Annotated in this window: 14 protein-coding genes; 7 read left to right on the top strand and 7 right to left on the bottom strand. The window is 39.7% G+C overall.

Going from position 1 to position 14,839, the window contains the following annotated elements:
- Positions 1 to 16: 16 nt before the first annotated feature.
- Complete coding sequence (locus tag AC2INI_RS09660; protein ID WP_486304713.1) at positions 17 to 445, top strand: hypothetical protein; 429 nt, start codon at positions 17 to 19, stop codon at positions 443 to 445.
- Between the two features lie 122 nt (positions 446 to 567).
- Here the strand turns inward: AC2INI_RS09660 and purB are convergent, their stop codons facing one another.
- The 4 genes from purB to norR form a co-directional block, all read right to left on the bottom strand.
- Complete coding sequence (gene purB, locus AC2INI_RS09655; RefSeq protein ID WP_122034020.1) at positions 568 to 1,938, bottom strand: adenylosuccinate lyase; 1,371 nt, start codon at positions 1,936 to 1,938, stop codon at positions 568 to 570.
- A gap of 70 nt (positions 1,939 to 2,008) precedes the next feature.
- On the bottom strand, positions 2,009 to 2,626 hold the full coding sequence (gene hflD, locus AC2INI_RS09650) for a high frequency lysogenization protein HflD (protein ID WP_045102565.1): 618 nt from the start codon (positions 2,624 to 2,626) through the stop codon (positions 2,009 to 2,011).
- 12 nt (positions 2,627 to 2,638) lie between these two features.
- Positions 2,639 to 3,763, bottom strand: coding sequence for a tRNA 2-thiouridine(34) synthase MnmA (mnmA, locus tag AC2INI_RS09645; protein ID WP_045102564.1), 1,125 nt, complete (start codon positions 3,761 to 3,763; stop codon positions 2,639 to 2,641).
- A 116-nt stretch (positions 3,764 to 3,879) separates the two neighbouring features.
- Positions 3,880 to 5,418, bottom strand: coding sequence for a nitric oxide reductase transcriptional regulator NorR (gene norR / locus AC2INI_RS09640; RefSeq protein WP_122034018.1), 1,539 nt, complete (start codon positions 5,416 to 5,418; stop codon positions 3,880 to 3,882).
- A 185-nt stretch (positions 5,419 to 5,603) separates the two neighbouring features.
- On the opposite strand from norR, the gene norV reads away from it, so the two are divergent.
- The 5 genes from norV to AC2INI_RS09615 all read left to right on the top strand — a co-directional run bounded on the left by norV (position 5,604) and on the right by AC2INI_RS09615 (position 9,811).
- Positions 5,604 to 7,139, top strand: coding sequence for an anaerobic nitric oxide reductase flavorubredoxin (gene norV, locus AC2INI_RS09635; RefSeq protein ID WP_122034016.1), 1,536 nt, complete (start codon positions 5,604 to 5,606; stop codon positions 7,137 to 7,139).
- 14 nt (positions 7,140 to 7,153) lie between these two features.
- Positions 7,154 to 8,299 carry an NADH:flavorubredoxin reductase NorW gene (gene norW / locus AC2INI_RS09630; protein ID WP_486305717.1) on the top strand — a complete coding sequence of 382 codons (1,146 nt, stop codon included), beginning with the start codon at positions 7,154 to 7,156 and terminating at the stop codon, positions 8,297 to 8,299.
- Positions 8,300 to 8,312: 13 nt separating this feature from the next.
- Positions 8,313 to 9,086, top strand: coding sequence for a ferredoxin--NADP reductase (locus tag AC2INI_RS09625; protein WP_486304712.1), 774 nt, complete (start codon positions 8,313 to 8,315; stop codon positions 9,084 to 9,086).
- A 55-nt stretch (positions 9,087 to 9,141) separates the two neighbouring features.
- On the top strand, positions 9,142 to 9,477 hold the full coding sequence (locus AC2INI_RS09620) for a TehB family protein (protein ID WP_486304711.1): 336 nt from the start codon (positions 9,142 to 9,144) through the stop codon (positions 9,475 to 9,477).
- 61 nt (positions 9,478 to 9,538) lie between these two features.
- Complete coding sequence (locus AC2INI_RS09615; protein ID WP_045102562.1) at positions 9,539 to 9,811, top strand: hypothetical protein; 273 nt, start codon at positions 9,539 to 9,541, stop codon at positions 9,809 to 9,811.
- A 114-nt stretch (positions 9,812 to 9,925) separates the two neighbouring features.
- Here the strand turns inward: AC2INI_RS09615 and AC2INI_RS09610 are convergent, their stop codons facing one another.
- Together AC2INI_RS09610 and AC2INI_RS09605 are read right to left on the bottom strand one after the other, a co-directional pair.
- Positions 9,926 to 10,099, bottom strand: a complete 174-nt coding sequence (locus AC2INI_RS09610) for a hypothetical protein (protein WP_122034007.1) — start codon at positions 10,097 to 10,099, stop codon at positions 9,926 to 9,928.
- 104 nt (positions 10,100 to 10,203) lie between these two features.
- Positions 10,204 to 10,824: a pseudouridine synthase gene (locus AC2INI_RS09605; RefSeq protein WP_486304710.1), complete on the bottom strand. Its 621-nt coding sequence runs from the start codon at positions 10,822 to 10,824 to the stop codon at positions 10,204 to 10,206.
- A 170-nt stretch (positions 10,825 to 10,994) separates the two neighbouring features.
- Between AC2INI_RS09605 and AC2INI_RS09600 the strand changes: the two genes are divergently transcribed.
- A complete protein-coding gene (locus AC2INI_RS09600) occupies positions 10,995 to 13,223 on the top strand; it encodes an NADP-dependent isocitrate dehydrogenase (protein WP_486304709.1) in 2,229 nt (742 codons plus the stop codon).
- Between the two features lie 98 nt (positions 13,224 to 13,321).
- On the opposite strand, the gene AC2INI_RS09595 is transcribed toward AC2INI_RS09600, so the two are convergent.
- On the bottom strand, positions 13,322 to 14,839 hold the full coding sequence (locus tag AC2INI_RS09595) for a SpoVR family protein (RefSeq protein ID WP_486304708.1): 1,518 nt from the start codon (positions 14,837 to 14,839) through the stop codon (positions 13,322 to 13,324).

The raw sequence follows: 14,839 nt of genomic DNA, 5'->3' as shown, positions 1-14,839 counted from the left end.
TTATAGTGAGAAAAAAATGAACAAAAAATTATTAGTTCCTTTATTGTTTTCTGTGGTTTTAATGGGGTGTGATGACGCAAGTCAAGCGATTGATAAAGCGCAAGAGGCTGCAAATAAGGCCGTAGATATGGCTCAAGAAAAGCTAGAATCAGTAGATCTAGAAGCGATTAATATTGAACAATTTGGTGATGCAGCCAGCTCTGCATCTGAGTTTGCAGAATCAATTGATGAAGCGTTAAATGCAGATTACAGCAACCCTAAAGCACTGGTTGAAATCCAAGAGCACATTGCTAATGCGTACAGTTGTTTAGTGGAAGCGTCATCAGAATCTAATGCAGAGAAGTTATTGGATAAAGTGATGTCGACGATTTCAAACCAAGAAGCGCAGAGCTTAATTGAGAAAGGTGTTGAAGGCGCAAAAGAAATGCAAGAGTGTGTGATGTAATTAGTATCATCTCGAATAAATAAAAGCCGAATAAAAAAGCCCTGTAACAGTACGCTTAAAGGCGTTTGATACAGGGCTTTTTAGTGCTTGTTAATCTGTCTGGTTAAAAATAACCGTAAAGATTACAGCTTGTCAGTTAGCTCGATAGCTTGACCAATGTAGTTTGCTGGCGTCATCTCTTTTAGACGAACTTTCTCATCTGCAGGGATTTCTAAACCGTCGATGAATGCACGCATACCTTCGCCATCTACACGTTTACCACGAGTCAGTTCTTTTAGTTTTTCGTATGGCTTTTCGATGCCGTAACGACGCATTACTGTTTGTACTGGTTCTGCAAGAACTTCCCAGTTTTTATCTAGCTCAGCTTCAAGTGCAGCACGATTGATCTCTAACTTGCTAATGCCTTTTAGAGTCGATGTGTATGCAATGATAGCGTAGCCACAACCAACACCTAGGTTACGAAGAACCGTTGAGTCAGTTAGGTCACGCTGCCAGCGAGATACAGGCAGTTTTTGTGCTAGGTGGCTAAAGATAGCGTTAGCAAGACCTAGGTTACCTTCAGAGTTTTCAAAATCGATTGGGTTAACTTTATGCGGCATTGTTGAAGAGCCGATTTCGCCAGCAATCGTTTTTTGTTTGAAGTGACCAAGAGCTATGTAACCCCAAACGTCACGGTCAAAATCAAGAAGGATAGTGTTGAAACGTGCAATCGCATCAAATAGCTCAGCAATGTAGTCATGAGGTTCGATTTGAGTTGTGTACGGGTTCCAGTTAACGCCTAGAGATTCAGTGATGAACTCTTCGCTAAATGCATGCCAATCAACATCAGGGTAAGCAGAAAGGTGAGCGTTATAGTTACCTACAGCACCATTGATTTTTGCTAGGATCTCAACGTTTTCGATTTGCTTATATTGACGTTCCATACGGTACGCAACGTTAGCCATTTCTTTACCCATAGTAGATGGAGAAGCTGGCTGACCGTGTGTACGAGAAAGAAGCGGAATGTCACGGTACTCGTTAGCTAATGCTTTGATTGCATCGATAACGTTACGGATTTCAGGAAGAATCACAGTATCACGTGCTTCTTTAAGCATTAGAGCGTGAGATGTGTTGTTGATGTCTTCTGAAGTACATGCAAAGTGGATGAACTCATTAATTGCGTGAAGTTCAGGAACCTCTGCAACTTTTTCTTTAAGGAAATATTCAACAGCTTTAACATCGTGGTTAGTAGTGCGTTCAATTTCTTTGATACGCATAGCATCTTCTTCATTGAAGTTAGCTGCGATATTATCTAAGAATTGATTCGCTTCTGCGCTTAATGTAGCCACTTCCGCAATCGATTGCGTAGCTGCTAATTTTTGAAGCCAACGAACTTCAACAACAGTGCGGTACTTTAGTAAGCCGTACTCACTAAAGATGCTGCGTAGAGAAATTGTTTTACTTCCGTAGCGACCATCTACAGGTGAAACAGCAGTTAATGCTGACAATTCCATGTGAATCTCCTAGATATCTATAAAGGTTAAAGGATAAAGCCTACCTGAGATTCAAGTAGGCTTTAATTTTTTAAATTCGAGCTAAAATAATTTTTGCTTGCTCTACCATTTTCTTACGACCAAAAATTAAATGGCGACGTTTGCCACCCGTTTGGCGCCATAATACAGCGGAACGAATACCTGAAAGGAGCAGGGAGCGCACTTTATGCTGTGTCATCGGTTGCTGTAAGATAGATGGTGTACCAGTCACTTGGATGCGAGGGCCCATAGGGCTGATCACATCTAAATAAATGCTGGCAATGTTACTGAGCATTTGTTCATCGTGAATATCAAAATGTTCAAGTTGACGCTCAATAGTGCTAATGCGTTCACCAAGCTTGCTCATACCATCGCGATGGCCTGCAAGTTTGCGCTCTAACGCCATTAAACTGATCAAGTAGCGAGTTAATTCACTGCCTGATGGTGTATTGTCAAAATCTCGAACCAGACATTCTAAACCAATACGTAAGTTCGCTTCATTGCCATAAACAGCAAGCGTATTACTTGGATTGATTTCTAATATTGATTGAATAGCAGTATCAAACGCAGCTTGATCACAGTGCCCATCTTTCGCCATTTTTTGTACTAAGCTTGCCGCTTGGCAAATGCCAGCAAATGCAATGGTTCTGTCAAATAAAGTGTTAGCCACGCTCGGAACTCCTTAAATACGCTCTTCGATGATGCCGCCACCTAGGCAAATTTCACCTGAGTAGAAAACAGCAGATTGACCTGGAGTCACTGCAATTTGTGCTTCATCAAAAATCACTTTAATGTTTTCATCATCAATAGGGATGATGGTACAAGGGATATCAGTTTGACGGTAACGTGTTTTCACCGTGCAGCTCAATGGGGCTTTAATCGGAGTGCGATCAACCCAGTGCAATTGAGAAGCTAATAGGCCTTGAGATTTTAGTAATGGGTGATCTTTACCTTGAACGGCAATTAACACATTACGTTTTAAATCTTTTTCACCAACAAACCATGGGTCTTCGTTACCGCCGCCGCCTTTAGAGCCACCGATGTGTAACCCTTTACGTTGACCTAGAGTGTGGTACATCAAACCTTGGTGTTGACCAATGATGTTACCTTCTGGGGTTTCGATATTACCTGGTTGTGCTGGTAAGTATTTGCCTAAAAATTCAGTAAATTTACGTTCACCAATAAAGCAAATACCAGTAGAATCTTTTTTCTTCGCTGTGATCAAATCTTGCTCTTCAGCAATGCGGCGTACTTCAGGTTTTTCAAGCTCACCAACAGGGAATAGGCTGCGAGACACTTGATCTGAGCTTAATGTGTATAGGAAGTAGCTTTGATCTTTGTTTGAATCTAAACCACGAAGCATTTCTGGTTTTGCACCATTTGCGATTTCTTCTGCGCTTGGGAAAGTACGACGAACGTAGTGACCCATAGCAATGAAATCTGCATCTAGCACTTCATCAGCAAATTCTAAGAAAGCTTTAAATTTGATTTCTTTATTACATAAAATATCAGGATTTGGCGTACGGCCCGCTTTGTATTCCTCTAAGAAATATTCAAAAACGTTGTCCCAGTATTCAGATGCAAAGTTAATGGTGTGAAGGTGAATACCTAATTTGTCACACACCGCTTGTGCATCGGCTAAATCTTCGGCAGCGGTACAATATTCCTCGTTGTCATCTTCTTCCCAGTTTTTCATGAAAAGACCTTCAACTTGGTATCCTTGTTGCTGAAGTAGATAGGCTGATACTGAAGAATCTACACCACCGGACATACCGACGATGACTTTCTTTTGGCTGTTGTCTGACATTCTTTAACACCACTAATAAAACTTGAGGCAGATTCTAACAGAAAGAATATGCTCAGGACAGATCCGAGAGCAAAATCACATAATTATATCTGCGAAATAAAAATGATTTTTGGGATTTATTCCTTAAGATTTAAACGTTTTGCTAAACGATGTAAATTTCCCGTATCAACTTGTAATGCTCTTGCTGTCGCCGCCCAATTTTGTTGATGTTTTTGATACGTTTTTTGGATTAGTTTGGCTTGAAACTCATCGGTTGCTAAGCGTAATCCTTTATTACATTCCAAACTTACTTCTTCTGTTGATTGTGGTACAGACTCTTTAGTGTCGGTTTCTTTTTGAATAGAAAAATGCGAAGTAGAGAGGGTTAAATCTGAATCAATACTTTGTGCTCTAGATAAAACAGCCGCTCGGCTTATGACGTGTTCTAATTCACGAACATTACCAGGCCAAGGATAAGCATTAAGTACGCTAATGGCCTCTGGGGTAATACGTAGGCTTGATGCTCTTAGTTTTACGCGGCTTTTTTCGGCAAAGTAGCCAACAAGAAGAGTAATGTCACTTCCTCGATCTCTCAGTGGAGGCACAAAAATTGGGAAGACACTTAAACGGTGGTACAAGTCAGCTCTAAAATTGCCTTCTTTAACTTCTTCACTTAACGTTTTATTGGTCGCTGCAATAATACGAGTGTTTACTTTAATGTGATTATCATCGCCAATTCGTTGAATATCGCCATATTGTAAAACGCGTAATAATTTGGCTTGTAGCGCTAAAGATAACTCACCAATTTCATCTAGAAATAGCGTGCCATTATCGGCCGATTCAAATTTGCCTTTACGGTTACTAATAGCTCCTGTAAACGCCCCTTTTACATGACCAAACAGTTCACTTTCTGCGACAGATTCGGGCAAAGCGGCACAGTTTAAGTAGACTAAGTTTTGATTTGCCCTTGACGATTGCTCATGTAAAGCACTCGCCACTAACTCTTTACCAACCCCTGTTTCTCCTGTGATTAAAACGGATAGCTCGGTATTGGCGACGGCTTTGATATTGGCTTTTAACTCTTTCATCGCTTTTGATTCACCAATCATCTCAACATTGTTCTGCTGCGCGTTTTCAAAGGATGATCCAGTTGATCCCCCTGAAGACTGATTTTCTAATTTTTCCATCAGTAAAGCGGTGTTCAGACTGGTTGCAGCTAAGGCGCTAATGATCCTAAGTTCTTTATTGGTAAAACTATTAAATTGAGCAGGATCGAATGCATCAATAGTTACTGCGCCAATCAATCGTTCATTAACAAGTAAAGGCAGCCCGATACAAGAGTGCACATGAAGGAGTTCTTTTTTATTTTTAATTAATCCGTCATAAGGATCGGGTAAATCACTGTCTGGAGGAAAGCGAACAATATCACCAGCTCGTGCTATGGCTTCTAAACGAGGATGTTGTGAAATAGCAAAACGACGCCCAATCACATCACTGTCTAGGCCGTTGGTTGCTAGTGGTGAGAAGTATTGATTTTTAAATAAGAGTAAAGCAGAAGCGTCACATTTTAACGCATTTCGAATGGTTGATAATAAACGTTCAAAACGGTCTTTACTGTCTAATCCGGACGTTAAATCCAATGCAATTTGAGCCCATTCTTCTTTCATGTTCCTCATTATTCTACCCAACTCTTTAATTGTCAATTTGACTATTGTAGTGTCTTTTTGACAAAAGTAAACAGGTGTCACAATGACATTGTACGGGTTCCTTGTTTTATTAATTCCTTTTAAATCAATTATATGAAAACTGGCACACTCAATGCAATAGGTATTGTAACGCTAATAATTAAATGAGAAAAACAATGACTATTCATATTAAAAATAATGTTAACTGGGTTGGCCAACGTGATTGGGAAGTGTCTGACTTCCATGGCACTGAATTTAAAATGACCAAAGGCACAAGCTATAACAGTTATCTTATTCAAGAAGAAAAAACAGTATTAATTGATACAGTTGACCATCGTTTTAGTCATCAATTTATTCAAAATTTAGAAATGGAAATTGATCTTGCTAGCATTGATTACATCGTAATTAATCATGCTGAAGAAGATCACGCAGGGGCGCTTTCTGCGTTAATGGATAAGATCCCGGGTACGCCAATTTATTGCACTGAAAACGCGATTGATTCAATTGTTGGTCACCATCATCATCCTGAATGGAATTTTAATCCAATTAAAACGGGCGATGCGTTAGATATAGGCAATGGCAAGCAATTGATTTTTGTTGAAGCGCCAATGCTGCACTGGCCAGACAGTATGATGACGTACTTAACCGGTGATGCAATTTTGTTTAGTAATGATGCATTTGGCCAACACTATTGTGATGAGCGCTTGTTTAATGACGAAGTAGATCAAACGGAATTGATGGATCAATGCCTACGTTACTACGCTAATATCCTTACGCCATTCAGTGCATTAGTAACGGCAAAAATCAAAGAAGTATTAAGCTTTAATTTACCTGTCGATATGATCGCAACTTCTCACGGTTGTGTATGGAGAGATAATCCAACTCAAATCATTCATCAATATTTAGAGTGGGCTGATAATTATCAAGAAGATCGTATTACTATTTTCTACGATTCTATGTCAAACAACACTCGAATGATGGCTGATGCGATTGCTCAAGGTATTCATGATATTGACCCTGCTGTTGCGGTCAAAGTATTCAATGTTTCTCGCCAAGATAAGAATGATATTTTAACCAGTGTTTTCCGCTCAAAAGGGATCCTTGTTGGCTCATCAACCATGAACAATGTGATGATGCCTAAAATTGCGGGCATGTTAGAAGAAATTACAGGCCTTCGATTTAAAGCGAAAAAAGCAGGTGCATTTGGTAGTTACGGTTGGAATGGTGGTGCTGTTGACAGAATTCATTCTCGCTTAACTGATGCTGGTTTTGAAACCGCGGTGGGTTTAAAAGCGAAATGGCGTCCAGATGGTAAAGCAATGCAGTTATGTCGAGAGCATGGGCAATTTATTGCAAAGCAGTGGGCACTAAAACCACTAACTACCACGTTTAATACCATTAATGTAGAAAAAAAAGAGCAAACAACAAAAGTCATTGAACCAACGGTGGCTAAAGAAGTAACAGCCCAAGATCCAGTCGTCATGATTGAACCTGCTGTTGAATTAGCGGCAAACGATACAGAAGTCGGAGCTACCGGAGAAAGCAGCGCTTCACAGTGCATGTTATGCACAGTATGTAACTGGGTGTACGATCCTGCTCTTGGTGAGCCAAATCAAGGTGTAGAGCCTAATACTCCTTGGTCAGAAGTACCTGATTACTTCTTATGCCCTGAGTGTCATCTAGGTAAAGACGTATTTGTTGAAATTAAGTAGTTGGAGGATAAATGATGAGTTTACCTATCGTTATTATTGGTAGTGGTTTTGCCTCTTACCAATTAATTAAAACTATTCGTCGAACTAATAGTGATTGTCCGATTCATGTGTTTACGAATGACAGTGGTGATGACTATAACAAGCCAGATTTGAGTCACGTATTTTCAAAGCAACAAAATCCAGAAGATATGATTACATTAACTGGAGGAGCTTTTGCTGAGCAATACAATGTCATTTTACATACGCATGCCTTCGTTGAGTCGATAGATGCTGAGAACCAAGCGATTACTGTAAATGATGAGCAGTATGCTTATGGGAAATTGGTATTAGCAACAGGGTCTCAAACATTTATTCCACCTTTTCACGGTGATGGATGTGAAGAAATCCTGACATTAAATAGCCTAAAAGAGTTTGCTGGTATTCAACAAAAAGTATTGGAGTCTAAAAAAGTACTTGTTGTTGGTGGTGGTTTAATAGGTACAGAGCTCGCAATGGATTTGGCAAATGCAGGGAAAATGGTGACCTTGGTTGAGCCAAATAGTCATCTACTGGCTAATATGATCCCTGACTTTATTTCACTGCCACTTGAAAAAGCATGCAGAGAAAAAGGGGTTACCGTTACTTTGTCGGATTGTGTGCAAGCGGTAAATAAACAAGATAATGGATATCGAGTAACGACAACGAATGGTCAATCGTATTTAGTGGATTGTGTGATATCAGCCGCTGGGCTAAAACCTAATACGCAGCTAGCCATAAAGTCGGACATTATGGTTAATCGAGGGATTGTTGTTGACTCAATACTGAAAACGTCAGCGAATAATGTCTATGCATTAGGTGACTGTGCTGAAATAGAAGGCAAGGTAATGGCATACCTACAACCTATCTTATTGAGTGCGAATGCGTTAGCAAAAACCTTATTAGGAACTGAGACGATACTTGAATTACCAAATATGATGGTGAAGGTGAAAACACCCCATTATCCAATACAGCTTGCGGGTAATACATCAGTCGACATTGAACGTTGGGCTGTTGATATCGAGACACAGGGGTTATGTGCTAAAGCTTACAATGCCAATAATCAGTTAACTGGATTTGTGGTAACCAATGAATTAGTTAAGAACGCATTTCCTTTATTTAGAGAGATACATAATACGAAATAATGAGAGATGAGCTATGACAGAAATTCCACATGGATTAATTAAAGGGGTTGTTCTTCGTCGTTATGACTGGACTGATCATTTATTCAGTTTATTTGTTGAAGCGCCAATTAGTGCTTATCAGGCGGGACAATTTACTAAATTAGCACTACCTGATGGGCAGGGAGATTGGGTAAGAAGAGCTTATTCCATAGTGAACAACCCAAAGCAGACGGAAGGGCACCAACAGATGGAATTTCTGATCATTGCAGATGAAAGCGGGGAGTTATCTCCTCGTCTTAAAGCGCTAAATTCTGGTGACGAGATTTTTGTTGGTAAAGAAGCTTCAGGGTTTATGACCATTAATGAAATGCCTCAAGGTGTAGAGGATTTATGGTTATTATCAACAGGTACGGCCATAGGGCCATTTATCTCAATATTAGAAACACCATTACTTGAAACTCGATTTAAAAATATTGTGTTAGTTCATGCAGTAAGAACGCAGTCTGAGTTGATTTATCAAGAGCGGGTCCAACAATTAATTAATAGATATAACAAGAGGTTTCATTATGTACCAATTGTTTCTAGAGAACATGTCACCGGAACTTTATGTGGACGAATCCCGACTTTGCTGCTCAGCAGAGAGATCGAGAGTCGTGCCAAATGCCAGCTTAGTAAAACGCGTAGTTTCTTATACATCTGCGGCAACCCTAACATGGTTAAAGACACATCTGATGCGCTAAAAGAGTTAGGTTTTAACAAACATCTTCGTCGTAAAGCAGGGCAGTTTAGTTCTGAAAACTATTGGTAAGAACCGATAAATATATGATGACGAAAGAATAAAAAATTTATTTGGAGAGATTATTATGAACCATTTACGTATCCCAAAAAATTGGAAAATCCAACGTTCTACCCCATTTTTCACGAAAGATAATGTACCTGAGGCACTATTATCGCATCATAATACAGCGGCTGATGTTTTTGGTCAGTTATGTGTAATGGAAGGTGTGGTCACTTATTATGGCTTTGCAGATTCAGAAGCGACAGAGCCTGAAGTTAAAGTCGTTATTAACGCAGGGCAATTTGCAACAAGCCCTCCTCAGTACTGGCATCGAGTTGAGTTGAGTGATGATGCTCAATTCAATATTAATTTTTGGTCAGATCAAGATAAGACCGGTAAGAAAATGTTCAATGCTAAATAATTTACGCCTCTTTACTTTGCATTTATGGCATAGTAGGCGAAATTATTGAGTGAGAAGTAAGATGACAGATCAACAAGACGATTTCATGACTGAAGAAACATTGATTGAGACCGTAAAAAATCAAATTGAAGATGGCAGCCCAGTTGCAGTAAAAGAGACATTAATGCGCTTGGTAATGACAGGTAACCCACGCGAAGATGCGATTGAAATGATGGCGTGTGCGTTGGCTGTTGAAGTTTTTGATGTGATGAAAAATGGCGCAGAATTTAATCAAAAACGCTATAAAGAAAATCTAGAATCATTACCAGATATGAGCTTTATGGGTGATGAATAAACTCAATACGAAAGGGCAGTAAACTGTCTTTTTGATGTTGAAATAAGGCCTGATAGTAGTGATTCTATCAGGCCTTTTTATTGGCTTAATAAGTTTGTTCTGGGCTTAGCCTAATTAATTAGCACAGCCAATTTCACCTGTTAGCATACAGTTTTGTTGTTGTTTTTCTTGGTTCTTATAATGCTCGTTAGTCAGTTCAGTAGAGTTTATATCTGCTCTATCTGCTGGAGCACAGGCAGATAATAATAGTACACTAGCAATCCCTGCTACCTTAATGATTACATTCATTTTTATTCCTTCATAACTTCATCGTCTTTTCTTGAGTCTAAGTGAAAAAGGACTAAACGTGTAGCGCTTTTTTAACTTATTATTTACATTGTTTGTTGCTGTGACTATAGAGTGACTTCTTTCCATTCACCGTGAGGGACATCTTTTATAGTCCAATCGCCCATTGAGTAACGAATTAAACGTAACGTTGGGAAGCCAATATGTGCCGTCATGCGTCGAACTTGACGATTACGGCCTTCAATAATCGTTATCGCAATCCAAGTGGTTGGAATGGCAGCTCGGAATCGAACCGGAGGATTACGCTCCCATAAATCAGGTTCTGTCATCATTTCTACTTTTGCTGGCAGTGTCATTCCATCTTTTAATTCTACGCCTTGGCGAAGTTTTTCTAAATCTTCTTCGGTTGGAGCACCTTCAACTTGTACCCAATAGGTTTTTGGTGATTTCGATTCTGGCTGAGTTAATCGTGCTTGCAAGACACCATCATTGGTCAAGATTAATAACCCTTCGCTATCGCGATCAAGGCGACCAGCGGCGTAAACATCTTTTACTGAAATAAAATCTGCGAGCGTCTGGCGATGTTGGTCATCAGTAAATTGACTCAATACATCAAAAGGTTTATTAAAGATAAGGACTTTACGATCTTTTGGTGCAGGTCGTGGCTTTTGAATCGCTTTTTTCTTAAAGGCCGGTTTTTTCCAATTAGGGGAACGCTTGAATGTCATGTTAACTACCTTGCAAAATTGTAAAGCTTTTGTGGTGTTTAGTTTTAAAGTTCATCGCTTTTCGCTATAGTACGCGCGTGAAACAAGAGACTAATAAAAATAAAGTCGGTAAATTACAAAGCCTATTATACGTTTTGTTACGGGTTTTGTAGATTAAATAGGGAAATTAAATGACAACGCAAAAATCTAAGATTATCTATACTATCACTGATGAAGCGCCAGCACTGGCGACGCATTCACTTCTTCCAATTATTCAAGCATTTGCAGCGTCATCGGATATTGACGTTGATACACGTGACATCTCACTTGCTGGTCGTGTAATTGCAAACTTTCCTGAGTACTTAACAGAAGAACAACGCATTAGTGATGCATTAGCAGAGCTTGGCGAACTAGCAAAAACGCCAGAAGCCAATATTATTAAACTTCCAAATATCAGTGCGTCAATTCCTCAGCTTCATGCGGTAATTAAAGAGCTTCAAGCAAAAGGCTATGCTCTACCTAACTACCCAGAAGAAGCAAAAACAGATGAAGAAAAAGCGGTTAAAGCGGTTTATGACAAGATTAAAGGCTCAGCGGTAAACCCAGTTCTTCGTGAAGGTAACTCTGATCGTCGTGCGCCTGGTGCAGTTAAGCAATACGCTCGTAATAACCCGCACTCAATGGGTGCTTGGTCTGCTGATTCCAAGTCACACGTTGCAAGTATGAGTGAAGGCGATTTTTACTCAAGTGAACAATCAGTAACGATTGATGGTGCAACAAATGTGAGTATTGAATTTGTTGCTAACAATGGTGCAGTGACGGTTCTTAAAGAAGGTTTGGCACTGAAAGATAAAGAGATCATTGATGGTTCTTGTCTGAGCAAGAAAGCATTAGTTGAGTTTTTTGACGCTGAAATCAAAAAAGCCAAAGAAGAAGATGTTCTGCTTTCTTTGCATATGAAAGCAACCATGATGAAAGTATCAGATCCTGTTATTTTTGGCCATGCCGTAAAAGTGTTCTATAAAGAGGTGTTTGCAAAACATGCAGCAACCTTTGAAAAGCTAGGTGTTGATGCAAACAATGGTGTAGGTGATGTTTACACTAAAATCGCCTCATTGCCAGAAGCTGAAAAAGCAGCGATTGAAGCTGATCTTGCGGCTGTTTACGAATACCAACCTGAACTTGCTATGGTGGACTCAGATCGCGGTATTACAAACCTTCACGTGCCAAGTGACGTGATTATCGATGCATCTATGCCTGCTGCACTACGTACTTCTGGCCGTATGTGGGGTCCTGATGGCCAACTAAAAGACACTAAAGCGATGATCCCAGATCGTTGTTATGCGGGTGTTTATCAATCAGTGATTGAATTTTGTAAAGCAAACGGTGCATTTGATCCAACAACGATGGGCTCTGTGCCAAACGTAGGCTTGATGGCTCAAAAAGCAGAAGAATACGGTTCTCACGATAAGACGTTCATTCTTTCTGAAGCAGGAACGGTACGAGTGATTGATGGTGCGGGTTCTGCTCTAATTGAACATTCTGTGGGTGAAGGCGATATCTGGCGTATGTGTCAGGCGAAAGATGCTCCAATTCAAGATTGGGTTAAATTAGCAGTAAACCGTGCTCGTGCAACAGGTACTCCTGCTATTTTCTGGCTTGATGCAAATCGTGCTCATGATGCTGAGTTGATTAAAAAGGTAAATACTTACCTTGCCGATCACGATACAGCAGGTCTTGATATTCAAATCCTATCTCCTGTTGAAGCCACTGAATATACGTTAGCGCGTATTATCAAAGGTGAAGATACTATCTCTGTAACGGGTAATGTACTGCGTGATTACCTAACGGATCTATTCCCAATTCTAGAGCTTGGTACATCAGCGAAAATGCTGTCTATTGTTCCTCTTATGAATGGTGGTGGCCTGTTTGAAACGGGTGCGGGCGGTTCTGCTCCAAAACACGTTCAACAGTTTGAAAAAGAAAACCATTTACGTTGGGATTCTTTAGGTGAGTTCTTAGCGCTTGCTGCTTCATTTGAGCACTTAAGTGTGACAACGGGTAATGCAAAAGCACAAATTCTTGCAGATACGTTAGATGCTGCAACGTCTAAGTTCCTTGAAACAAATAAATCACCATCACGTCGTGTCGGTGAGTTAGATAACCGTGGTAGCCACTTCTATCTAACAATGTATTGGGCTCAAGAGTTAGCAGTACAAACAAAAGATGCAGAGCTTCAAGCTTACTTTGGCTCTTTAGCTGAAACATTAACGTCTAATGAAACTAAGATTGTTGATGAGCTAAATGCAGCACAAGGTGTGGTTGGCGATGTGGGTGGTTACTTCCAGCCTGTTGTTGAGCTTGCTGCGAAAGAAATGCGTCCAAGTGCTACATTAAATGCAGCATTAGCGTCACTATAATTTATCGATTACTTATAAATAGTCGATAGATAAAATAAAGCCTTGAGGTAGCGATACCTCAGGCTTTTTCTATTTAATGGTGGTTAGAATAAAAGAAGTTAAATACTCGTATTGTAATAATTACGCTTTGGGCAAGAAGAGATAATCTCTGCTCGATTAAATGAAATAACCTCTTCAAGAATTACATCAAATCCCCATAGACGATGAAGGTGTTTCATGACTTCGTCATGGCCTTTATCTAAAGGAATGCGGTTATGTGGAATATGACGAAGAACTAAAGAGCGATCTCCTCGAACATCGACATTCCATACTTGAATATTAGGTTCAAGGTTACTTAAGTTATATTGAGCTGCTAGCTTTTCTCTTATTTCCCGATAACCTGTTTCATCGTGAATTGCATTAACTTCAATATGTTTATTTTTGTCATTATCTAAAATAGAAAATAGTTTAAATTCACGTATGAGTTTAGGCGATAAATATTGGCTAATAAAACTCTCATCTTTGAAGTTATGCATTGCAAAGTGGGTAGCATCAAGCCAATCACTACCTGCTAAATCAGGAAACCACTCTTTGTCTTCCTCGGTGGGTTCTTCACATATCCGGCGAATATCTTGGAACATAGCAAAGCCAAGAGCGTAAGGGTTTATCCCGTTATAATAAGGACTGTTATAGGCAGGTTGAGCAACCACATTAGTATGGCTATGTAAGAACTCTAGAATAAACTTTTCTGAGACTAGGCCTTCATCATAAAGGTGATTTAAGATGGTGTAATGCCAAAATGTTGCCCAGCCTTCATTCATGACTTGAGTTTGTTTTTGTGGGTAAAAATATTGGCTGATTTTTCTGACAATTCGAACCACTTCTCGTTGCCATGACTCTAATAACGGCGCGTGTTTTTCTATAAAATAAAGAATGTTTTCTTGAGGCTCTGAGGGAAAACGTATTTTTTCTTCACTATTTTCTTCTTTTGCTTTTGGCACGGTTCGCCATAAGTCATTCACTTGAGATTGAAGATAGGCTTCTCTGTCTTCTTGGCGGATTTTCTCTTCTGCGATCGAGATTTTCTCTGGGCGTTTATATCTGTCTACCCCGTAGTTCATTAAGGCATGGCAAGAATCGAGGATCTTTTCTACCTCATCAACTCCATACTTTTCTTCACATTGAGTAAGGTATTGTTGAGCAAAAAGTAAATAATCGACAATTGAACTCGCATCAGTCCATGTTTGAAATAGATAATTACCTTTAAAAAAAGAGTTATGCCCATAGCAGGCGTGAGCCATGACTAAGGCTTGCATTGTGATGGTATTTTCTTCCATTAAATAAGCAATACATGGTGAGGAATTGATCACTATTTCATAGGCCAATCCCATCTGGCCATGTTTGTAGTTTTGTTCTGTTTGAATGAATTTTTTACCAAAAGACCAGTGGTGGTAGTTAATCGGCATACCGACACTAGAATAAGCATCCATCATTTGCTCTGCGGTAATAATCTCAATCTGGTTGGGATAAGTATCTAGGCGATAAAATTCTGCGACCTTTTTTATCTCAACATGATATTGCTCTAGCATTTGAAAGGTCCAATCTGGCCCATCAGGTAGCATTTTTTTGTTCTTCAT

Source organism: Aliivibrio friggae, assembly GCF_057368515.1.
The sequence above is the reverse complement of the archived record's forward strand: the minus strand, read 5'-3'. Positions and strand labels throughout refer to the sequence as shown.